This is a genomic window from Sinorhizobium fredii USDA 205 (assembly GCF_001461695.1).
Classification (GTDB): Bacteria; Pseudomonadota; Alphaproteobacteria; order Rhizobiales; family Rhizobiaceae; genus Sinorhizobium; species Sinorhizobium fredii.
Genome location: NZ_AUTC01000155.1, coordinates 1 through 20,661, shown reverse-complemented (window position 1 = coordinate 20,661; position 20,661 = coordinate 1). Strand labels below are relative to the sequence as shown.

Below are 20,661 nucleotides of genomic sequence, written 5' to 3'. Positions count from 1 at the left end.
TGAGATCATGACCTTCGGTCGGCCACGGTTACGCGCTCTGTGATCCAGTCACCCTTCGCCTTCCAGCTTTTGTACACCAGTTGCGCCGCCTGCAGTATTCCCGTCCGTGTCCATCGCCATCGAGATGATCAGCCAAGGTGCTGCGACCAGCACCGACCTTTACCGATAATGCATGCCCCTCTCCAGATCTCCCGCAGAGATAATAGAACGCGCCAACGGCGCACGACACCCCCCCCGAGCGCGACCTACGAACCCGTGCAGGTATCGCGCTCATTGCGCGACGACAGGCGATCGAGCTGGAGGCTCATGAGAGATCGGATGCGTGGAGTGGCCCGATGTCGAATGATACGCGGCTACCCGCACGATTGCGACGAATTTCGCACATCACCGTCCGGCGGGACGCAGCCACGATGACCTTTAGAATGCGCGGTATAGAAGCGCCAGCGCGATTTCGAGCACGGTCGAACTCCAGACAAATTCGGATCTGAAGCGCAGGTTTTCTAGAAGCTTCAGGAAGATCCACCGGATACTCTGAACCTGTTACGGCAGGACAGAACAGTACGGAAGTAAGCGCCGTCGGGGACGGCGTGACGATCAAGTGCCGGGTTTGTTTCCGATTTGTACGTTTCGGATCGCATAATGTATCGTGCGGAACTCGGAGCGCGACGAACCACCAAGCTAGGATGATGACATAGCTTTTCAGGCCGGCGGGTCTGAAGTTCGAGCGCTATCAAATCCTTACTATTGCATTGGTTTAGGGCTTTCTTTGCTCCTTGGGCGATGATATAAATCCTCGGACAATAGATTCTATAATCCGAGTTTTTGTATCAATGCTTGGCTCCGTCACCCAACGTCAAATCGCCCGGATCGTCCTCATTGAGCGCGGCATAGCGCGTTTGGTGGAACTTCGGAACGCAGGTGTGACAGCAGCAACCATGAGCCGGATGGAACGGGATGGCGAGGTGCTGCGGCTTGCTCGTGGTCTCTATCAACTTCCCGATGCCGAGCTCGATGCTAACCATAGTCTGGCAGAGACTGCCAAGCGTGTTCCGAAAGCCGTTGTCTGCCTTGTTTCAGCCCTCGTATTCCACGGCCTAACCGATCAGCTGCCGAGATACGTGTGGCTTGCCATTGGCCGCAAGGATTGGGCTCCGAAACCAGATGGCACACCTATTCGTATCGTGCGCTTTGCCGAGAGCCTGCTCCACGATGGCGTGGAAACTCATCTGGTCGAAGGTGTCCCTGTAAAGGTCTTTGGGATCGCCAAAACAATTGCCGACTGCTTCCGCCATCGCAGCAAGATCGGTCTTTCTGTGGCGATCGAAGGACTTCAGGAAGCACTGCGGCAGCGCAAGGCCACGCCCGGCGACATTGCCAGCCAGGCCGAACGCGGTGGTGTTGGCACCGTGATCCGCCCCTATCTCGAGGCGCTGACCGCCAATGGCTAAGGAAATCAAAAATCCTGGCGCCTCGGTGCGAGCCCGCCTGTTGCAACTCGCCAAGACAAGCGGGCAAAGCTTCGATCTGGTTCTGGCGCGTTTTGCCCTTGAGCGGTTGCTGTTCCGGCTCAGCCGGTCGCCCCATGCCGGTCGCTTCGTGCTGAAGGGCGCCATGCTCATGATGAGCTGGTTCGACGACCCGCACCGCAGCACGCGCGACCTTGACCTTTTGGGCTTTGGCAACCCCGAAGCGGACCAAATGCTGGCGACCTTTCGGGAAATTCTGGCGCAACAGGCTGATGACGGTGTCACGTTCGACGCCGACACCTTGCGTGTAGATCGCATCCGCGAAGAACTAGAATATGGTGGGCTAAGGCTGCGGGTGGTTGCCTCGATCAGCGGCGCTCGAATCAACCTGACGATCGACATCGGCTTTGGCGATGCGCTCGAGCCCGGGACGGAGATGTTAGACTATCCTTCCATGCTGGATTTCCCAGCGCCTCGGCTCCGAGCCTATGCGCGAGAGACGGTCATTGCGGAGAAGTTCGAGGCGATGGTTATGCTGGGTCGTGCAAATAGTCGGATGAAGGATTTCTACGACATTTGGATTCTCAGCAGGTCCTGTGATTTCAGCGATGACCGCCTGGGGCGTGCAATCGCCGCCACCTTCGAGCGGCGCGAGACACCGATCCCCAACGACCTTCCAGATGCCTTGACGGACGCCTTTGCCCGGGACGAGCAAAAGCAGCGGCAATGGCGTGCTTTCGTTGAAGGCGTTGCGCACAGTCCGGGGGTTCTGACGGACATTATTCCGGAGATTGCTACATTCCTGATGCCGCATGCAGCCGCAGCCGCGAGGCTGAGCAAATGAGGCAGTTCGATTTGTTTGTTGCGGACGAGGCAGCACCTGCGAAGTCAGATGGTTCTTCGGCGAAGAAGCGCCATTCTCCGAGTGGGTTGAGCGAGGACGATATGGTGTGGCAACTCCAGGAGACTGGCCGCTATCGCATCCTGAAAAAGCTCGAGCCTCGTTCTGTGACCACGGCGGCGCGACCTGGGTTTCCGTTGAAAGGCGTGATCCTCGATACCGAGACGACTGGCCTCAATCATCGCAAGGACGAGATTATCGAGATCGGCGCGATCGCCTTCACATTTGATGACGCCGGTGCCATCGGCGACGTCATCGGCGTCTATGGTGGATTGCAGCAACCGAGCATTCCAATTCCAACGAGATCACGCGCCTGACCGGCATCACCGACCGAATGGTTGCCGGCCAAATGATCGACATCCATCAATTGCGCGCCATGGTCGAGCCGGCCGATCTCGTCGTCGCGCACAATGCCGGCTTCGATCGCCCGTTCTGCGAGGCCTTCTCACCGATCTTCGCCGGGAAAGCCTGGGCCTGTTCGGTTTCCGAAATCGATTGGTCGTCACGTGGCTTCGAAGGGACCAAGCTCGGCTATTTGATCGGGCAGACGGGCTTTTTCCACGAGGGCCACCGGGCTGTCGACGACTGCTTTGCTCTGCTTGAGGTCCTCGCGCAGGATGGGGCAGATCCGGGACGAACGCCATTTGCCGAGCTTTATGAAGCGAGCCAAAGATCTCGCGCTCGCATCTTCGCGGAGAACAGCCCGTTCGACATGAAGGATCACCTGAAGGCGCGCGGCTATCGCTGGTCTGATGGCAGCGATGGCCGTCCGAAATCCTGGTGGATCGAGCTTGCTGAGGGCGCCCTCGACGAGGAACTCCGCTATCTACGCTCGGAAATCTATCGTTGGGATGAAGCGGATCCACCGGTCAAACGGCTCACCGCATTCGACCGGTTCAAGGCCTGAGTTACTTGCCGCGCCCATGGCGCGTGGCTGGACTGCTCCTATGCGCAAGGGTTTGCGGTGTGTCGGCGTCGAAGGCATTCGACTGGACCTGCCGTTGCCGACGACTGCCAAGATCTGGTGGGCCGGCCGCATCCTCTCGCAGTTCCTTGACGAGATCACCATCGCCTTCCCCCAGACGCCGGATGTTGCCAATCTGATCGTCGCGCCGGCCTTTGCCGTCATGGTCAGGGAGACCGACGCGGCGCTTCGCCGCGTCGTCTCGGCCGCCGGGCTCCGCGGCCTGCCGGTTTCGCACCTGCCTCGGCGCTCGGCTATTCGGCAGCTACCGCCGCAGCGGCGGCACGGCCAACGTCATCCAGGCGCAGCGCGACCTTCTTCGGCCCCCACGGCTCGACCGCATCGACGGCGCCGACAGCCATCACCGCCCATGGGGCAGCAGAGGTTCAGGGTTGCCTTTCACGAAGGCGATGCCCGAACTGGTCAGATCGACTTGAGATATTCGATCAGCTCACCTTTTTCCTCGTCGGTCAATTTGAGGTCGAGGTGGCGGTCGTAATGGTCCACGACGTCACGAAGGGTGGCGAACCGACCGTCGTGGTAAAACCCGCCCTTGTGGACCTTCTCCACATCCCACAGGGCACGGAGAGGCGCCGTCCGGTAGCGTTCGTCCGGAGAGCGCATCGCCTGGAAGTCATCGATTCCGATCTCCTCCGCCTTGTGCAAGTTCCATCCCGGCTCGGTGAAGATCGGGGGAACGTGGCAAGTGGCGCATTTGCCCTTGTCGTTGAAGAGGGCCTTTCCATTTTCCGCGGCGGCAGTGTCGAAGGCGCCTGCCGGCGGTTTTGGTGTCGGCAGCGCAAGCTGGTAAAAGTGGAGGGCAGGCAGCTTGGCAGTGATCCGGTCCTCCTTGTCCTGCTTGTGGCCCTGCTTCGTCCTGGCGGCGACCGGATATTTCTTGGCGTCGTCCAGCCGAGGATCGAAGAACACGCCTTTTCCATGCATTTCCAGATTGCCGACGTAAGCATTCCAGTAACTTACCGTACCCCATGAGCCAGTCCATGTGTGGTTGTTCACGCCCGCCAGTCCGAAGGCGGCAGGGTTGAGCGTGGCTGCGGTTTTTCCGTCCGGCCGGAAGGCCTTGCCGTCGAGATTGAGCTCGGCATCGAATTTCCCGGGACCCCAGGCCTCGAGCGCCTTTTTCACCTCTTCTTCGCTAAGCTGCAGCATGTCGGTAAAGGCGGTCAGATCGGGCGCCAAGGCGACGATCGCGCCGATGTTGAGATCACGATTGGGCCAGCCGTCGAGGCGGTGCCCTATTCCGGGCGCATAGGCATCGTCGACTGTCGAATGGCATAGTGAGCATTGGATGCCTACGGACCTTAACGTCTTGCCATCCTCGCCAAAGAAGCCGGTCACGCCGACGACGGCATTGGACTTGAGCAGGACGAGGGTGCTGGCCGGGTCCTTGAGATCGACCTCACCCTTGTTGAGCGCCTCGGCCACCTCCTTCGGGATCGCGTTCACATCGACCTTCAATCCAAGCTCGAGAGCCTTTTCGGGGCTGAGGCCCGGTCCGACGCCCCCGGCCTTTTCGCCCGCTATCGCCTCGTGAAGCTTCAGCTTGCCGCCCCAAAAATCCTCGCTGCCGAATGTGTCGAAGCGGAACGTCTCGCGTCCTTCTTCCATATACCGCTTCGCCTGCTCGGCTACCGCAGCTTCGAAATCCTTACCGCTTGCTGCCTTCTTGCTCATTTGAGCAGCGGCCGGAATGAGAGCCGTCGATAGCAGAAGAACCAGAAATATCGCAGAAACCCGCCCGCGCCCTTGCATGACACGTCCTCCCAAGACATGGGTGTCAATCGGCCGTCATGTGGAGTTTCGCGGGTCCTCGTTCAGCGCGAAGCGCAAAACCGACCGAATATCAGCAAACGATCATGCTACACCTAATCCGCGTGTCCGCAATGAGCGAGTGTGAACGGTGGGACGCGCGCTGATTAGGAGGCGAGTTTGCGGCCCCTTGGTATGCGGCACGCGACGGCGCAGTCGTACAAACGTCCGCAACGAAAGTTCACGGAGCCATTCGTGGCGCGGCCGCGAGTGACCGCATTGGGTCGAGAATTCGCCTTCGTCAGCGTCGCGGTTGGGTGGAAAGGTCGTCAGGACGCTCGCAGGCTTGCAACTGATTGACCGAAGCCGTCGACCCGCCGCGAACGACGATCAGGACGCGCTCATAGCGCGCCAGTTGCTCACCATGTGAGTACGCTACCGCGTGTGCTGCGCTGCATCCCGGCTCCACGAGCACCCGATGATCATCGAGGAAACGAAAGTTGCAATGCTGGTGATGGCAGGTATCCCTTCCAGTTCCCCAGCCCTCACCGAGGCTGACAGAGTCGCCGCGCGTCGGTCTCGGCGGCGATGATCGGAATATCTTGAAGTCCATTTCGCGCCAGCCGTTCTGCGACGCCGGATAGAAGCCCTCCACGGCCAACCGAAAGAACGACGGCATCGAAGGCCGCGCCTGCTCGCACAACCTCATCAATCATCGTCGCGTGCCCGGTCCACAAGATCGGATCATCGAAAGGGTGTATGAATGCGGTATCTGCATCGACTGGCTCAAGAGCGCGCTCGTTTGCCTCATGCCACGATGCTCCCTGGACGAAAACCTCAGCACCCTCTTGACGGATGAGCGACTTTGCCCCTTTCGGTCGTTGTCTCCGGAACAAAGACCGCCACCGGAATTCAGAGACGGCGTCCAATGCATGCGCTACCGCGGTGCCCGTATTGCCTCCGGGTCGTCTGGGGAACTACGTCTATCGTCTCGAATTAGCACGTGAGGGCAAGCAGAACAAAATGCGGTGTTGCTGGTTTGAGCTTCACAGCATGTGAGATCCGGAGGATCAGCGATGGACTGGAACCGCATTGAAGGAAACTGGAAGCAGGTCAAAGGCAAGATCAAAGAGCAGTGGGGTCAGCTTACCGACGACGAGTTGGACGAGATCGCCGGCAACCGTGACCAGCTCGAAGGCAAGATCCAGGAACGCTACGGCATCGAGAGGGACCGTGTCAGGCGCGACATCGACGATTGGTATAATCGCCAGACCTGGAATTGGTAACGCCTCGCGCGCTCGCCCGGAACCCCGCTCGGCGGGGTCCGGCTGAGCATACCTAGCAGCCCTTGTCACACTGCCCGAGAGTGCTTTTCCCGTCGACAAAATCTGGTCGATATCGCAACACGCCTGATTGCAAAGCCCTGGACACGCGCCAAATACGAACTGCGACCAGCTCGAAGACAAGATGCAGATCGGCTGCGTTGTCAGAAGACATCTCCCGGCCATATGGCTTCATGGCGATTGTGAACACATGGTTGCCTTTCGGCTTACCTCGGGAAAGCGATCGATGAAGGAATTCATAAGAAGTCTGCTTGCTGAACTGGCCCCGGTCTGGATAACGCAGCAGGAACCGCGACGCGAAGACGAACCGCCTATGCCGACGCCCGGTCGCGAGCCAGATCCCGGCGACAAACCGGGCAAGGAACCAGCTCCGGAGCCCGAACCGATTCCACCCCTTGATCCAGATGAACAGGAGCGGCCGATTACGCCAGTGCCGCCGGTTCGCTGAGCGACCGTCTGGTGCGTGCGGTTTAGCCAGGCCCTCGATATCAGCTTCGAAGACGCGAGCGATTTTGGCCCGTCCGCGCCCGATCGGAGGTTCGGCCCAGTTTGCGGCAGACCCCGCCCGCTCGCTCGTGTATATTTGGGTATTGGGCAACCCGTGAGATCCTGTAATGGGGACGTGGTAAGCATTAGGGCGTGGCTACTCGGCCTGGGGCTCGGCCAGTACGAGCGCGCGTTTTGCGATAATGATATTGATGCGAGCCTGCTTCCCACTCTAACTGACGGTGACCTGCGGGAGCTCGGTGTAGTGTCGCTCGGACACCGCAAACAGCTTCTGGCCGCCATCGCAGAACTGCACAGACCGGCCAGCGGGCCGTCGGCAGTCGCATCGGCGATGGGTCAAGCAGAGCGGCGACAGCTTACCATCATGTTCGTTGATTTGGTTGGTTCGACGGCTCTATCATCGCGTCTCGATCCTGAGGACATGCGTCAGGTCCTGCGCGCATACCAGAATGCTGTCATGGGCGAGATCGCCCGTGGGGGTGGGCATCTTGCCAAGCTTATGGGTGATGGGGTGCTGGCCTATTTCGGTTGGCCTCGTGCGAACGAGGATGATGCCGAGCGCGCCGTGCAGGCAGGTCTGACGATCGTTCAGGCCGTTAAACAGCTTTCCACTCCATTCGGAGAGCCGCTCGCGGCACGAGTCGGCATCGCAACGGGCCTCGTGATCGTCGGCGACCTGATCGGAGATGGCGCGGCACGCGAGGAAGCCGTGGTTGGCGAAACGCCGAACCTCGCGGCGCGATTGCAGGAAGTCGCCTCCTGCGGGACCGTGGTTATCGCAGCCGGAACGCGCCGGCTTCTGGGCGACGCGTTCGATTTGCGCGATCTCGGACCGATCCGGCTCAAAGGGTTTAATCAGCCCGTCAGCGGTTTTGTGGTTCTTCGCCCGCACTTGTCGGAGAGCCGGTTCGAGGCCCGGCAATCCGGCCGCGCGACGCCCATGGTCGGGCGCGATCAGGAACTGGCTCTCGTCCTAAGGAGATGGCGGCAGTCAATAATGGGAGATGGCAAGGCGGTTCTCCTGGTCGGCGAAGCTGGCATTGGCAAGTCCCGATTGGTGCAGGCATTGCTCGATCGTGTTGCGGCGGACGCTCATATCGCCCTGCGCTACCAGTGCTCGCCTCATTACACCGGTACCCCGCTTTGGCCGGTGGTGCAGCAACTCCTTCTTGCGGCTGGTTTCGGGCACGACGATGGCGACGAGCAGAAGTTGAATAAACTCGAGACGCTGCTGCGTCGGGGAGTAAAGGACATCTCAGAGGCGGCACCACTGATCGCTGGACTTCTGGGTATTGAGGCGGGCTCGCGCTATCCCCCGTTGGACATTAGCCCACAGCAGCGGCGGGCCCGTACGCAGATGGCGTTGATCCAGCAACTGCTCGGACGCGAGCGCCGGAAACCAGTGCTGATGGTCGTTGAAGACTTACATTGGATCGATCCGACAACCCTTGAGCTCATCGGCCAGATCCTCGATCGCGTTGTGGGCGCGAGGGTCCTGATGCTCCTGACAACCCGGCCGGATAACCAGCCGCACCTGGGCGAGCACTCGCACATGACGCGCCTTGCGCTCAACCGTCTTGACCGTCGCCAAGCCGAGGCAATCGTCGCACGCCTCAGTGGCAGCAGCAGCCTTCCTCCGGCTGTGCTGGGGGAAATCGCGGCTCGAAGCGACGGCGTGCCGCTGTTCATCGAGGAACTGACGAAGGCTGTCCTCGAGACCGGGATGACAGCGCCAGGAACGGTGCCCGCTTCGCTCTACGCGTCGCTTCTGGCCCGTCTGGATCGGGTGCCAGGGGTGAGGGAGGTGGCGCAGGTGGCGGCCTGCATCGGACGAGAATTCGGCTTCCAGCTTCTCAGCGCGGTGTCGCCGTTACCCGTAGCCGAGCTCCAGACCGCCTTGGAGCGCCTTGTCGAGGCCGAGCTTGTATTCCGCCACGGCACGCCAACCGAGGCGAACTATGCCTTCAAGCACGCGCTGGTGCGCGACACCGCGCATGAGAGTCTTCTCAAGGCTAACCGCCGGGAGATCCATGCCAAAATCGTTCGCGTCCTGGAGACGCGCTTCCCGGAAACGGTGGAGCGTGAGCCGGAACTGCTCGCCAGGCACTGCGGGGAAGCGAAGCTGCTCGACGAGGCCGTGGACTACTGGCAGCGCGCTGGCCAGCAAGCGCTGCGACGCTCGGCGCTCGTTGAGGCAATCGCACATCTGCGCATGGGGCTGGACGTGCTTGGTAGCCTGCCTCCAGGGCCCGAGCGGCTGAGGCGCGAGCTTGTTCTGCAACTGGCCCTTGGTCACTCCTGGCTGCATGCACGGGGCTTCGCGGCAGCCGAGACGGGCTCGACCTATGCCCGTGCCCATGAGCTGTGCCTCGAGCTGGTCGATGTTCCGGAATTGCCTCAGGCGCTGTACGGGCGATGCGCCCATCACGTTCACCGCGGCGAACTGAATGCTGCCCTGAAACTTGCACGGGACCTGCTGAGCGCGGGGGAGCAGCGAGGTGACGGTTCGGCGACCGTCGCAGGCCATCGCATGGTCGGTGTAACTCTGTGCCTGCTCGGGCGGTTGGGCGAGAGCCGCGCCCATCTGGAGGCAGGCGCACGGCTTTACGACCCGGAGCGAGACCGGACTTCGGCCTTTACGTATGCCAGCGATTCCCGCGTGATGTGCTTGGTTTGGCTTTCTCAGGTGCTCGTGATGCTCGGCTATCCAGAACAGGGGGCAGCCCGACACAACGAGGCACTCAGGCACGCCGGTGACCTCTCGCAAGCGAATACCTCGGCGCTGGCATTCTCCTGGGGCTGCATGACCCTTCAACTCCTCCACGATGTGCCCAACGCCCTAGAGGAGTCGACAGCGGCCGTCGCGCTTGCTGCAGAGCTCGGCTTCCCGCTCTATCAGGCTCTTGGCGATGTCGTACACGGCTGGGCTGTTGCGGGAAACGGGCAGCTTGAGGAAGCCATCGCGCTCATGCAGCGCGGCTTCGACGATTATCGGGCCACAGAGGCCGAGGCACTGTCGCCCTATTTCCTGTGCCTGCGCGCTGAACTGACAGTGCAGACCCAGCAAGCCGCAGCAGGCCTGAACCTCGTAGCGGCCGGCTTGGAGAAGATCGATCGGACGCAGACCCGGTGGATCGAGGCGGAGCTATATCGGGTCAGGGGTGAGCTGCTGCGGGCGCTTCCCAAGGCAGATTCACCTGAGGCTGAGGCCTGTTTCTATCAAGCCCTTGGCGTTGCAGACGAGCAGAACGCAAGGCTCTGGCAGTTGCGCTGCGCGACCAGCCTCGCCCGGATGTGGAACGACGAGGGAAGGCTGAGCGATGCCTGCGACCTGCTCAGTCCAATCTACGGCTGGTTTACCGAAGGCTTCGACAGGCCGGATCTCGTCGAGGCCAAGAGCCTCCTCGACGAATTTGGGGGCGCGATCCGTCGCCATCCAGAGGCTGAAACCGGATCGCAATGATTTAGTAAAGGCCTGAGGGCTTCGCTCATCCTAGCGTCGGGTTGCCGACGACCACGATCGCCGGGCCAAGAAGGGGGATGCTCGCGGTACCCGCATTTTCAGCTGCAAGTCCGATATCATTCAGGCAAGCTGTGGACCGACGACCTCGAATCCGAACCTTTCCGCCAAGGCAGCTGCCGCTGCGGGGTCATACGGAACGGCTGGCGCCTCGGCCAAGTCGCCTGCGGGCATTCCGCCGACAGCGAACATTTCCTCTAACCCGCCTGGCGTGACCATGACGAGCGCCCGCGCGCCGCCGGGCTCAACTTTGAACGCGTGCGGGACGCCGCGCGGGCCCCAGACAAATGTACCGGGACCGGCCACAAAGTCGGTGTCGCCTTGAAGAAAGCGGATCTTGCCCTCGAGCACATAAAAGGCTTCGTCCTCGCGATGATGAACGTGCAGCGGCGGACCGAACCCCTCGGGGAAACTGGCCTCCACCAAGCCGAGCGCCCCGCCCGTATCGGCAGCGCGAGCCTTGATGATCATCAAGCTACCCTGCCACCAGAAGCGATCCTGAGCAGAACCGGTCGCCGACATCGCAGTGAGCATCATGCTTTCCTCCCATAGCAAGTCGGACTATATATGGCGCCTAAATTCTATTGTGGGATAACGATACCATAATGAGCATGTCAGTTCCATATGAATGTACTGGCCGGAAACAGCAAAAGGCGCGTACGCGTCGCGCTTTAGTCGAAGCCACCCGTCGATTGCTGACCGAAGGAATCACGCCGACAGTCGAGCAGGCGGCCGATGCGGGTGCCATTTCCCGCACCACCGCCTATCGATATTTCCCCAACCAGCGCTCCTTGCTGCTTGCAGCGCACCCTGAGATCGACCTCCACACACTGCTTGGAGATAATCCTCCAACCGATCCGGAAGCTCGCATAGACTTGGCGGTGAAGACGCTTGCGGAACTTACTGTCGAGAATGAACCTGAGTTGCGCACGATGCTGCGGCTCTCCCTCGATCCCGAGCTTGGCTCCCATGAGCACCTTGTACTGAGGCAAGGGCGTGCGGTTGGCTGGATTTTGGAGGCAATGGCACCGCTCAGCGAACGTATCCCGCAAGCGGAACTGAGGCGTCTTGCTCTGGCGATCAGAGCCGCATGCGGGATAGAGGCGCTCGTATGGCTGACCGACATAGGCGGCCTGTCGCGCGAAGAGGCGACCCGCCTGATGCAATGGTCGGCGCGCGCGCTTTTCCGAGCCGCCATTTCCGATGCCTCTGCTGCTGAACCGTGCATTGCAGACTCCTAAGGCCGCGATGGGATCAGGCCGACACGCGTTCTCTCTGCGAGGCAATGACTGCAATGTGGACATTGATGACCTTCCCACAGAAGATTTCAAGGCGGCATCGGGTCGAATGGAGCCGTTCTTCACGAGCCCTGTGCGCGGCTTGTTGCGAGGATGTTCACGTTCTGGGCTAAAAAGATCACATAATGTATCGATTAGAACGCTGACAGGGCCGGACAGGCCAGCTGCCATATGCCACGTCAAAAACGCGGGCCGCTATTGGAGCCCGCTTGTTATTCCTTCCCCTCCGGCCAGGCTAACTCAGCATGCGCGGTATCCGTTCCGTTAGCACGGGACTCAGCAGCCGGAAGGGAAAGCTTCGGGCAGGGGGACGGGGCTGTTTGCCCCTTTCAAAAGGGCGAAACCCCTTGATTGCCGTGCAAACTTCGTACATGTTGCGTTGCACAACAATGGTGGCGACAACCTCGGGGCGCAGGCCTGCAAGCCTGAATGAGAATCCTGCAACCGTTGCCCGCTCGAATGAACGAGGGAGCACGCCAGATGCTTCGAAACATGGCGTTCTATAAAAAGATCATAGCCTTGGGTGTAGTGGGATTGGCGTTTGTCGGCGTGTTCGATGCGCTGAAGAACCTGCCGGTCGTTTCGGGCTGCACATTTTATGGAAGTTGCAGCCAAGGGGCTATGGCCGAACCGCCGACCGATCTCGGCTTTGATCCGGTTGCCCAATGAAAAAGCCCGAAAAAGCGCTGATCGTCTACGACGGCGATTGCATCTTCTGTCAGAGCTATGTGCGGTTCATGCGATTGCGTGAAGCCGTCGGCCCCGTCGAGTTGATCGATGCGCGTTCCGGCGATCCCCGAGTCGCCGACTTCCAGGGGCAGGGCTTCGACCTGAATGAAGGAATGCTCTTCGTCTTCGAGGACCGCGTCTATCATGGCGACGAAGCAGTCAACCTGCTGGCGATTCTCAGTTCGTCCTCATCGCTTTTGAGCCGGCTCAACCGGGCCATCCTGTCAAACCGCACAGCGGCGCGGCTGATCTACCCACTGCTGAAGTTTGGGCGCCGGGTGACCTTGCGGCTTCGTGGGCGGTCTCTTATCCCCGCTGACCTAGACCGATCGGGCAACGCAGGCAATGGCTGGTGACGCCTATCCCTCAAATGTCCCTGCCGGTCTGCACTCAGTGCGTGCAGACCTTCGGTCGCGAGAAATCCACCAGCTTGAAGATCAGCAGCTTCCGCTCAAGCAGGCTTGGCATCTCATCCGCCAAGGTCGCGGCCGTCGCGCGCGTCACCGTTTCACCATCCTTCACATAGGTCACCCAAGCCTCTGGCTTCCAACGGAGCTGTTTCTTGATCTCGTGCAGGATGTGATACTTGCCGTCGCGAGATTGCTGCACCAGGTAGGGCTCAGAAGAGTCGACGATTTTCACGACCTCGTTCTGATAATTGAAAAGATATGGCGGGCTGGAGAAGAGCAGGTGGTTGGTCTCGCCACCCTCCGTGTGCAGATTGCTGAACATGTTGATCGAGCTTTCGGTCTTGAGCCCGAGGTAGGGTGACAGGCAGGAAAGAAAGAACAGGCCCGGCAACACGTAGACCCAGGCTGGCGGGCGCGGCGCTGAAACATTGTCGCAAGGCAGATTCTGCAGCGCCACATAGGTCAACACAATCATCGCAACTCCGCCGACCACGGACCAGACGAGGATCCATACGGAGTGGACCACCATGTCGAAGGTAGGCTCTGGATAGGCCAAGGTGAGCAGCATGACGACGGCGACTGCAAAAACCATTAGCACTGCGCCGGGGACAAGCGTACCGACCCGTCCGAACTGTTCGCGTAATGTATTCGCGGCCTCGAGCGAAATTCCATAGAGCTGTTTGCTGGCCGGTACCGGGATGCTCAGTACGTAAAGTGCAAATACCAGACTCGAAAAATCCATGTACCATGAATAGGCGGAGATCGGGATCACGTAGTGGAAGACGAGCGCGAGGATGAAGCCGATCGCGAAATAACGCTTCCAGTAGAGCGCCACGATTGCGATCGCCTCGATGATGAAGGTTGCATAAATCGCCAGATTCCGGCCGAATAGATTGTCTTCGAGACCAAACGGTCGGGCGAGCGGAACGTAAAGCCCGACCGCGCAACTGACAGATGGATCGAGGAAGTCGGTGTTGATCTTGTGGAAGATGCCGTAGAAATACATGATCGCGAGCAGGGCTCGAGCGACAACACGAATCTGGCTGTATACCGCCGTACGATCGATGGCCGCCCTGCCGCCGGTCTTGAGGTAGAGCAACGCGGCGCTGAGCAGGATCGCACCATTCATCACCGCCGTGATGGTCTTGTTGTTCGAGGCCACCGGCAGGCGAAGTCCGTAGAGCAGAAGCGAAACGGCAACGAGCGCCAGCAGAATTCCAGTGCGCCGCGGATAGAGCAGCAGCAGGAGGCTGAGCAGGACGACAAACCAGCTCAGTATGGTATAGGCCGGCCCCTTGTAGCCAATCAGTGAATAAACATCACCGGCGATGCTGAAGATCGCTGCCATGGCCCAGAATGGCGTAAAGGCAGTGAGACCGTCATAGGTGTAGGCTAGGCTTCTGACATTGGAGAGTTTGCGTGGGCCAAAATTCAAGAAGGGTATTACGCTCGCCATCATCGATGAATCCACTTAAACGGCCGTTTTCGCCTGGGAAAGCAGCGGGAGTGAATGTTCCCGCGCCCATTTTCCCTACGATTTTCAATTGCGTATCGAAACACGCCGAAGCGTGCTGGTTTCACGGCCGGCAGACCAGCCGTAGGTTGCTTCCAGATGCGAGCGGTAATTAAAGTAACAACTGCCAATTGCAAACAGGATTCCTGATTGCGAATTCATGACGGGCCCCCATCGTGAAATCCCCATGGCACTGCGTGCGGCCCGCCCGTGCGAGCAAAGGGGATCGTCCTACGACCTGGGGTAGACACTACTACCGGAAATGCTGCGCAGCAACATTTTCTTGTGCGGAGCGGTAAAACCCCTGCGTTCCGGTTGCACTGCGACACACACCCCGGTAGGCTCAACCTGTGACCCGCAATCGGCATGAGGGCTTGGATTTGAAAGCCAGCGCATTCGATCCGCCCGAAGGGTCGCTCCGCCAGTCCGTCAGACGAGGCGCTATCGCCACCGGTTTGGCTCAAGCGGTCAAGTTTGCAACGCAGATCCTTTCCGTCATCCTCCTTTCACGCCTCCTCTCGCCGGATGACTTCGGCGTCGTGGCGATGAGCGCGCCCGTGCTGGCGTTTGTTGCGCTCTTTCAGGATTTCGGCCTGACCCAGGCGACCGTTCAGAAGAATTCTATAACGCACGAGGAGGTGAACTACCTGTTCTGGGTCAATGTCGCCGTCAGCCTGGTGCTCGCCTGCCTCATGGTGGGCATGGCTCCGCTGATTGCTCGCTTTTACGGCGAGACTCGGGTGGGTCCTCTCATTGCAGCGATGGCCTTGCAAATCATCGCCTACGGCCTCGGGGCTCAGCATTTGGCCTTGCTCAACCGGCGCATGGCTTTCGGTCGCCTCGCCGTGGTGGAAATCGGAAGCGCAATTGCCGGCCTCTGCGCCGCGGTCGGCTGGACCTTGGTCGACCGATCTTATTGGGCGCTTTATGCAGGCACGCTGACCAGCGCCGTGCTACCGACGCTCTGCTACTGGTCGAATTCGCGCTGGCGCCCCGGCTTCAGCCTCAAAGGCGATGGCGTCGGTGCATTGCTGAACTTCGGTGCCGGGATCACCGGCTTCAACTTTGCGAATTTCTTCGCCCGCAATCTCGATAATATCCTGATCGGCCGGTACTGGGGCGAGGCGCAACTTGGATTCTACGATCGCGCCTACAAGCTCCTCCTGTTTCCGCTGAGCCAGCTCGCCAATCCGCTTTCGAAGGTCATGGTGCCGGCGCTTTCGCGGATGGCGGACGAGCCCGACCGATATCGTAGCGCCTACCTTCGCGTCATGCCCCTGATGCTGCTCGTCGCGCTGCCAGGTGTTGCCGCTGCGATCGCCGCCGCAGATGTGCTCATTCCGTTCGTACTCGGAGAGCAGTGGCGGGAAAGCGCAGGTATTTTTCAGGCGCTCGGCTTCGCCGGCCTTTTACAGCCACTCAACAATCCGGCCGGTTGGCTGTTCATCAGCCAGGGGCGATCCGGCGACTTCATGCGCTGGGGCGTCATTACGGCAGTGACCTCGGCCCTGGCCTTCGTGATCGGCCTGCCTCACGGCGCGCTCGGAGTCGCCGTCGTTTACGCGCTGAGTGAATATATGCGCACGCCCTTTCTTTGGGTCTACGTGGGCAGGAAGGGGCCGCTGAGGTTCGCTGACATATTTCGCGCTGCAAGCCCCTTCATCCTGGGCTCGCACCTCGCCTTGGCGGTCGCCTGGCTTTCCAGGCCGCTTCTTCCGTATCAGACCATCCTCGCCATTGCCTGTGTCGTGATCCTCTCTTATGCCGTGACAATCGCGGTCGCGCTACTGTTTCCCCTCGGCCGCCAATCGCTCGGCGAAGCCCTAAAGCTTCTGCCCAAACGACTGGTCAAATCGCCCGGCGAGGAATCGAGCTGAGGGCGCCCGGTGGGACGAAACGACACGTTCGTCAAGCCGGCTTCCTCATCTTGCTCTTGAGCGCCTGATAGCCGGTTTCGCCCAGCACGGTTCGCGCCATGGCCTTAAGCATAGCCTTCCGGCCTTCGGAAGTCGTCGCCTGCATCAGTTGCCCCGACAGCCAAAGCATGTCCGGCGAGATCATCTGCTGGGACTCCACGCAGAGCACCGGTTTTCCTGAGAGCTTCGCGATATTCATCGCCTGGTCATGCTCGCTTTCGATGAACAGCACGGCGTCCGAGCGCTTGTAGAACTCGGCCTTGAACCGACCGTGGGCGGCAAGCCTCTGGCGCTCTTCCTTGCTCGGGAGATCAAGCATGACGAGCTCGCCATATTCGATTCCCTGCGCCGCCAGCCAGGCGGCCGTCTGCGGCCGGTATTTTTCCAGTCGGCTGGTCACCAGATAGGCGATCTTGCGCGTCGGCACGTAGAGCGGGCGCGCCTGTGCAAGGAAGTTTAGATAGGTCGGGCCATCGTCATTCTCCTCCCGCGTCGGATCGAAACACAGGACACCGTCGATGTCGACGCAGCTCTGCCCGAGAAACTTGTGATGCATGACGTTCCATTGGAACAGCCGTGGCTGCGGCACGACCTCGAACACGAGATCGGCTTCCTCGTAGCGCTCATAGGTGCCATAGACGGCAGCGAAGATCAGTTGATCGCGGGCAACGCCGGCCGCCGCCGCCCTTACCCTCGCCTCCCGCATGGCGCTGCCGCCATTGATGCTGTCGTCCAGGATCAGTATCCTTCGCATCTCGGCCATTGTGCGTCCAAGAGCGGCCGATCTCTTGGTGATCCCGCTGGAAAAGACCTTTCCGGCGACGAAGCTGTCCAAATCGGTCATCTGAATGTTCGCCGTCAGGCTGAAGAGGTTGGCGGCCAGCATTCCGCTGCGCGGAATGCCGACGACCAGGTCGATGTCACCGGGTAAGCGGTGGAGATTCCTGACGATCGTGGCACTCATGTCGACAATCGATCGATAATGCATCTTGCCGCACCCCTAGGTAGCATCGGTTGACACGCTAAGCCGTTTCAAAATTCGCGAATGGGTTCACACAATGCGGGCTTCCGAAAAATCTGACGGGTTCATCCGCTCCGCTCCGCCAGGCGTAGTCTGTCAGAAGATGAAACTCCCCCAGCAGTAACCGCTCGAACCGCTCCAGACGCATTGCGCCGTCATCGGGCAGCAGCGGGCGAGCCACGCCTCCCAATAGCAACCCTTCAAACAGTGTGGTCGCGTCGGCCAACTTCTCGGTGGGGAAATCCCAGGGGTTTCGCTTTTTGAATTCCAGCGTGAAGGCCCGCAGATGGTCATCCGAAATGGTGAGATCATCGAGATATTTTCTCAGTGACGCCCTCACCAAATCCTCGTCGGAGAACGAGCGGACGGCCGAATAGGCAAGAGCGGCCGAGGCAATACCCCCGCCTGCCAACCCAAGCACCGCGCGCCTTGAAAGCCCTCTCATAGCCGGCTCCCTCGCATGATTCGGCTTGCCGCCCGCAGCGAAAGCGCCGCTGCGGTAAGGCTCGGATTGGCGCAGGAACAACTCGGAAAGGTGCTCGTGCCTACGATCAGCAGATTGCGGAGCTTGTGGTGGATCAGGTCGCCATCAACGACGGAATCCGTCGGATCCCTTCCCATGCGGAGCGTGCCTTGGACATGCGATTCCGTTCGCCGCAGGCCGCGATCGATGATCTTCTCGACTGGCAGCGGGCGAAGCAGCTTTGGCAGCTTTTCACGGGCCCGCGCCATGCCCTCGACCGCATAGTTCGCAGGCCCCTTGTAGTGGATGAAGGCGTTGTCGTCTTCATCAAGGCTGACGAAATTCTCCGCCTCAAGCAGGTCCTCGGTGACGATCACCAGAGGCAGCGTCTGTCGCAGCCGTCCCTTCTCCGCACGTAGCCCGTGCTGCCAGCGATTTTCGAAATAGACCAGAGCTGCGGCATGTTTCGATCTGTGATCCCCGTCATAGAGGCCGAAATTCAGCCCCGTGGTAATGGTGCTGCCATCGAAATTGTCGACCCCGTCAAGATAGACTTCCAGGTTCCAGCCGTAGGACTCATGCAGCCCGCGCCCAACGAACTCACCACCGAGATCTGAACGCAACATGATCGCGGCGCTCTGGATTCCATTGGCGCCGAGAACGAAGAGGTCGCCTGTGACGACGTGCTCCTTGCCGTCATAACTGAATGCCACGGCACGAACGGAGCCGCTGGCATGTTCCAACCGACGCACTTCCGATCCCAGGCAAACGGACACGTCCGGGTGCTCGAAGACGTGCATGAGGCCGTTGTTGGCAGTGAATTTTGCATCCACCGGGCAAAGCGAGCAGCGAAGCGACGCGCAGCACGACGGACGCTGTTGCGTCGCCACTCGGGCTCGCGCAGTCGGCATGACAAAATGCTGATCGGGCTGAGCCGCTTTCATCATCCGATCCGGCGTCGACAGGCGATGCGGAGGTTGGGGAAACGACATCGAACGCGGCATGATCGTGCCCATGTCCGGATCTCCCGAGATCGACATGACCGTCTCCGCCTGACAATAAAAAGGCTCCAGATCATCATAGGTGATCGGCCAATCCTGGCCGACGCGATAGCGACTCTTCAGCCTGAAGTCATTTGGATGCAGCCGCGGTGTCTGGGCGAACCAACAGTTCGTTCCCCCCCCGAGGCCGATGGTGTAGTTCCACGGTTTGGGGGAATTGCTCCTGTAGGTCTGCTCGTCGTTCAGGTCCGTGTTGGCTCCATGCTCGAGCTGCCAAGCGTGGGAATTATGCCGCCCCCATTCGAGCAACAGAATGCGGGTGTGGCGATGCTGCAAGAAGGCGTGCAGGAAAAATGCCGAGCCGAAGCCGGATCCGATCACGACAACATCGAAATGCTCTCCGGCGACCTGTCCGGGTCGAACATGCAGGACCAATTGACAAGCCTTTCCTAGAAAGCGTGACCGCAGAGGCGCAAGACGAGGCAGTCGAAACATCGCACGGGGGTCAAAGCCCGCGCGTGCCGACCGTTCTTTTCGTCTGTTCTCTGGCTGCAACGCGAGAAGTAGACACAGTTTTGGCAATGACGCGTAGGTCCGCCACGAGCGACCAGTTCTCGGCATAGTGACGCTCAAGCGCCATCCAGTCCGCGTAGGAGGCGGGAGCACTCCCGCTTACCTGGTGCGGCCTGACTAAGCCAGGCCGTGACTTCAAATAGAACTCGGCCGCATCGCCAAACATTTTCAGTTCAGCTGGCGTGAGCGGGTTGGGCCCGACAATGCTCATATCGCCGCGGAAGACGTTGATGAGCTGTGGCAGCTTGTGGAGGCCGAGTTTCACAAGAACCGTACCGACGGGCGTGAAAGAAAGATCGGGCCCAGGCGGCAGATCCCTCGTCAATACAGCCAGCGCCGCCGGATTGCTGCGGCCGCAGTCTTGGGTATCGACGGTGGCGCGGAACTCCAGGCAATTGAACGTACGGCCGCCTCGACCTACCCGCTGATGGGCTTGCAGAGCCGGACCGCCAACCGCAATCATGACGAGAACGCAAATCAACAGGAACAGCGGGCTGACTAAGACGAGAGCCAATGATGCACTCCCTAGATCGAACCCGCGCTTCACCATTCCGCCGACCAACTGTAGGGGAACGAATTCAGTTCGATGAACTCTGCGGAACGACCAAGCAACACCCCTCATGCGCAACCCCAAGCGGTATCCAGCCTCGCTATGCACCTTAATGTAAAAATTCCGCATTGCAACATGAAGTTTAATTTTGACTGAAGGCAGCATTCGGCGGTGGTCGGTACCTCACGCATTCAGTAGCGACCAGAAGGAGGCGGCTCAGCGCCGCCTCCTTCATTGCAAGATGGGCTTCCATGTCTCTTCGGTCGCGCCGGGTAGTGCGCCAGCATGATGGCGATCAACGGCAGGATCCAACGGGAAGGGATGTGTTCACCTGGTCGCCCAGCAGTTCTTCGATCTCTCGACCGATCTGTCGAACCTTGCCGAGCGCGACGGAGGATTCCGGCGGCCGACCGGCCGCGGCGAAGAGTTCACCCAGGGCTCTCCCGGGAGTCCGGCCTCCCGCGAGCGGCCGGTCCCGGGAGATCGGCCGAGGGATATGTTCGTGCCGGATCTTCATATTCGATACCTTGAAGATCAAGAGCCGGAATTTTCAGTGAGTGCTGAAGGAAGACTCCTGGGTTCGCGGTTGGATCCCTTCAAGGCGCCGGATGCACGTCGGCTCCCGAGGACGGAGGTCGCATCGGCGGCCATCCATCGATCGTCTCGGGTGGGTGGAGGCTGTGTGAAAACTCCCGCGCATGATAGCCTACCTCGAG

General features: G+C 60.1%; 17 protein-coding genes and 3 pseudogenes. 11 read left to right on the top strand and 9 right to left on the bottom strand.

Features of this window, described 5'->3' with window-relative positions:
* Positions 1–830 precede the first annotated feature (830 nt).
* From N181_RS21730 to N181_RS32150, 4 genes and pseudogenes are all read left to right on the top strand, one after another.
* A complete protein-coding gene (locus N181_RS21730; RefSeq protein WP_037435305.1) occupies positions 831–1,448 on the top strand; it encodes a type IV toxin-antitoxin system AbiEi family antitoxin domain-containing protein in 618 nt (205 codons plus the stop codon).
* Entirely contained in the window at positions 1,441–2,310 is an 870-nt protein-coding gene (locus N181_RS21725; protein WP_037435306.1) for a nucleotidyl transferase AbiEii/AbiGii toxin family protein, read from the top strand. The genes N181_RS21730 and N181_RS21725 overlap by 8 nt, the downstream gene beginning before the upstream one ends.
* A pseudogene (locus N181_RS21720) lies at positions 2,307–3,274 on the top strand (3'-5' exonuclease). The gene N181_RS21725 and the pseudogene N181_RS21720 overlap by 4 nt, the downstream one beginning before the upstream one ends.
* A 36-nt stretch (positions 3,275–3,310) precedes the next feature.
* Positions 3,311–3,768, top strand: a pseudogene (locus N181_RS32150) (NADP-dependent phosphogluconate dehydrogenase); the annotation flags it as partial.
* Here N181_RS32150 and N181_RS21710 read toward each other — a convergent pair.
* Positions 3,755–5,026, bottom strand: a complete 1,272-nt coding sequence (locus tag N181_RS21710; protein WP_234818769.1) for a hypothetical protein — start codon at positions 5,024–5,026, stop codon at positions 3,755–3,757. The pseudogene N181_RS32150 and the gene N181_RS21710 sit on opposite strands and share 14 nt — an antisense overlap.
* A gap of 620 nt (positions 5,027–5,646) precedes the next feature.
* Positions 5,647–6,030, bottom strand: a complete 384-nt coding sequence (locus N181_RS35585) for a pyridoxal-phosphate dependent enzyme (RefSeq protein ID WP_050984148.1) — start codon at positions 6,028–6,030, stop codon at positions 5,647–5,649.
* 147 nt (positions 6,031–6,177) lie between these two features.
* On the opposite strand from N181_RS35585, the gene N181_RS21700 reads away from it, so the two are divergent.
* Positions 6,178–6,387, top strand: coding sequence for a CsbD family protein (locus tag N181_RS21700; RefSeq protein WP_037400647.1), 210 nt, complete (start codon positions 6,178–6,180; stop codon positions 6,385–6,387).
* Positions 6,388–6,439: 52 nt separating this feature from the next.
* On the opposite strand, the gene N181_RS33355 is transcribed toward N181_RS21700, so the two are convergent.
* Positions 6,440–7,042: a hypothetical protein gene (locus N181_RS33355; protein ID WP_037435309.1), complete on the bottom strand. Its 603-nt coding sequence runs from the start codon at positions 7,040–7,042 to the stop codon at positions 6,440–6,442.
* A 3-nt stretch (positions 7,043–7,045) separates the two neighbouring features.
* Here N181_RS33355 and N181_RS21690 point away from each other — a divergent pair, with 3 nt between their 5' ends.
* Complete coding sequence (locus N181_RS21690) at positions 7,046–10,414, top strand: adenylate/guanylate cyclase domain-containing protein (RefSeq protein ID WP_234885922.1); 3,369 nt, start codon at positions 7,046–7,048, stop codon at positions 10,412–10,414.
* A 120-nt stretch (positions 10,415–10,534) separates the two neighbouring features.
* On the opposite strand, the gene N181_RS21685 is transcribed toward N181_RS21690, so the two are convergent.
* Complete coding sequence (locus tag N181_RS21685; protein WP_050994791.1) at positions 10,535–11,008, bottom strand: quercetin 2,3-dioxygenase; 474 nt, start codon at positions 11,006–11,008, stop codon at positions 10,535–10,537.
* A gap of 68 nt (positions 11,009–11,076) precedes the next feature.
* Between N181_RS21685 and N181_RS21680 the strand changes: the two genes are divergently transcribed.
* The 3 genes from N181_RS21680 (at position 11,077) to N181_RS21670 (ending at position 12,854) form a co-directional block, all read left to right on the top strand.
* Complete coding sequence (locus tag N181_RS21680; RefSeq protein ID WP_198963526.1) at positions 11,077–11,712, top strand: TetR/AcrR family transcriptional regulator; 636 nt, start codon at positions 11,077–11,079, stop codon at positions 11,710–11,712.
* Positions 11,713–12,249: 537 nt separating this feature from the next.
* Positions 12,250–12,438, top strand: a complete 189-nt coding sequence (locus N181_RS21675; protein WP_143565753.1) for a hypothetical protein — start codon at positions 12,250–12,252, stop codon at positions 12,436–12,438.
* A complete protein-coding gene (locus N181_RS21670; protein ID WP_037402043.1) occupies positions 12,435–12,854 on the top strand; it encodes a DCC1-like thiol-disulfide oxidoreductase family protein in 420 nt (139 codons plus the stop codon). The genes N181_RS21675 and N181_RS21670 overlap by 4 nt, the downstream gene beginning before the upstream one ends.
* A 34-nt stretch (positions 12,855–12,888) precedes the next feature.
* On the opposite strand, the gene N181_RS21665 is transcribed toward N181_RS21670, so the two are convergent.
* Positions 12,889–14,364, bottom strand: a complete 1,476-nt coding sequence (locus N181_RS21665) for a hypothetical protein (protein WP_037402085.1) — start codon at positions 14,362–14,364, stop codon at positions 12,889–12,891.
* A 437-nt stretch (positions 14,365–14,801) separates the two neighbouring features.
* Between N181_RS21665 and N181_RS21660 the strand changes: the two genes are divergently transcribed.
* Positions 14,802–16,298: a lipopolysaccharide biosynthesis protein gene (locus N181_RS21660; protein ID WP_037402046.1), complete on the top strand. Its 1,497-nt coding sequence runs from the start codon at positions 14,802–14,804 to the stop codon at positions 16,296–16,298.
* A 31-nt stretch (positions 16,299–16,329) separates the two neighbouring features.
* Here the strand turns inward: N181_RS21660 and N181_RS21655 are convergent, their stop codons facing one another.
* The 4 genes from N181_RS21655 to N181_RS21640 form a co-directional block, all read right to left on the bottom strand.
* On the bottom strand, positions 16,330–17,301 hold the full coding sequence (locus N181_RS21655) for a phosphoribosyltransferase family protein (RefSeq protein ID WP_234885921.1): 972 nt from the start codon (positions 17,299–17,301) through the stop codon (positions 16,330–16,332).
* A 58-nt stretch (positions 17,302–17,359) separates the two neighbouring features.
* A complete protein-coding gene (locus tag N181_RS21650; RefSeq protein ID WP_037402050.1) occupies positions 17,360–17,803 on the bottom strand; it encodes a hypothetical protein in 444 nt (147 codons plus the stop codon).
* Positions 17,800–19,257 (bottom strand): GMC oxidoreductase, encoded by a 1,458-nt coding sequence (locus tag N181_RS21645; RefSeq protein WP_037402054.1) that lies wholly within the window; start codon positions 19,255–19,257, stop codon positions 17,800–17,802. The genes N181_RS21650 and N181_RS21645 overlap by 4 nt, the downstream gene beginning before the upstream one ends.
* A gap of 70 nt (positions 19,258–19,327) precedes the next feature.
* Positions 19,328–19,945, bottom strand: a complete 618-nt coding sequence (locus N181_RS21640; RefSeq protein WP_272949694.1) for a sugar transferase — start codon at positions 19,943–19,945, stop codon at positions 19,328–19,330.
* A gap of 279 nt (positions 19,946–20,224) precedes the next feature.
* Here N181_RS21640 and N181_RS32145 point away from each other — a divergent pair.
* Positions 20,225–20,502, top strand: a pseudogene (locus N181_RS32145) (hypothetical protein); the annotation flags it as partial.
* Positions 20,503–20,661: the final 159 nt, after the last annotated feature.

What these genes read in the sequence shown, in the direction of transcription:
- N181_RS21730 (WP_037435305.1), top strand. Translation starts at nt 831, where the DNA reads ATGCTTGGCTCCGTCACCCAACGTCAAATCGCCCGGATCGTCCTCATT.
- N181_RS21725 (WP_037435306.1), top strand. Translation starts at nt 1,441, where the DNA reads ATGGCTAAGGAAATCAAAAATCCTGGCGCCTCGGTGCGAGCCCGCCTG.
- N181_RS21710 (WP_234818769.1), bottom strand. Translation starts at nt 5,026, where the DNA reads ATGAGCAAGAAGGCAGCAAGCGGTAAGGATTTCGAAGCTGCGGTAGCC.
- N181_RS21700 (WP_037400647.1), top strand. Translation starts at nt 6,178, where the DNA reads ATGGACTGGAACCGCATTGAAGGAAACTGGAAGCAGGTCAAAGGCAAG.
- N181_RS21685 (WP_050994791.1), bottom strand. Translation starts at nt 11,008, where the DNA reads ATGATGCTCACTGCGATGTCGGCGACCGGTTCTGCTCAGGATCGCTTC.
- N181_RS21680 (WP_198963526.1), top strand. Translation starts at nt 11,077, where the DNA reads ATGAGCATGTCAGTTCCATATGAATGTACTGGCCGGAAACAGCAAAAG.
- N181_RS21675 (WP_143565753.1), top strand. Translation starts at nt 12,250, where the DNA reads ATGCTTCGAAACATGGCGTTCTATAAAAAGATCATAGCCTTGGGTGTA.
- N181_RS21670 (WP_037402043.1), top strand. Translation starts at nt 12,435, where the DNA reads ATGAAAAAGCCCGAAAAAGCGCTGATCGTCTACGACGGCGATTGCATC.
- N181_RS21665 (WP_037402085.1), bottom strand. Translation starts at nt 14,364, where the DNA reads ATGGCGAGCGTAATACCCTTCTTGAATTTTGGCCCACGCAAACTCTCC.
- N181_RS21655 (WP_234885921.1), bottom strand. Translation starts at nt 17,301, where the DNA reads ATGAGTGCCACGATCGTCAGGAATCTCCACCGCTTACCCGGTGACATC.
- N181_RS21650 (WP_037402050.1), bottom strand. Translation starts at nt 17,803, where the DNA reads ATGAGAGGGCTTTCAAGGCGCGCGGTGCTTGGGTTGGCAGGCGGGGGT.
- N181_RS21640 (WP_272949694.1), bottom strand. Translation starts at nt 19,945, where the DNA reads ATGGTGAAGCGCGGGTTCGATCTAGGGAGTGCATCATTGGCTCTCGTC.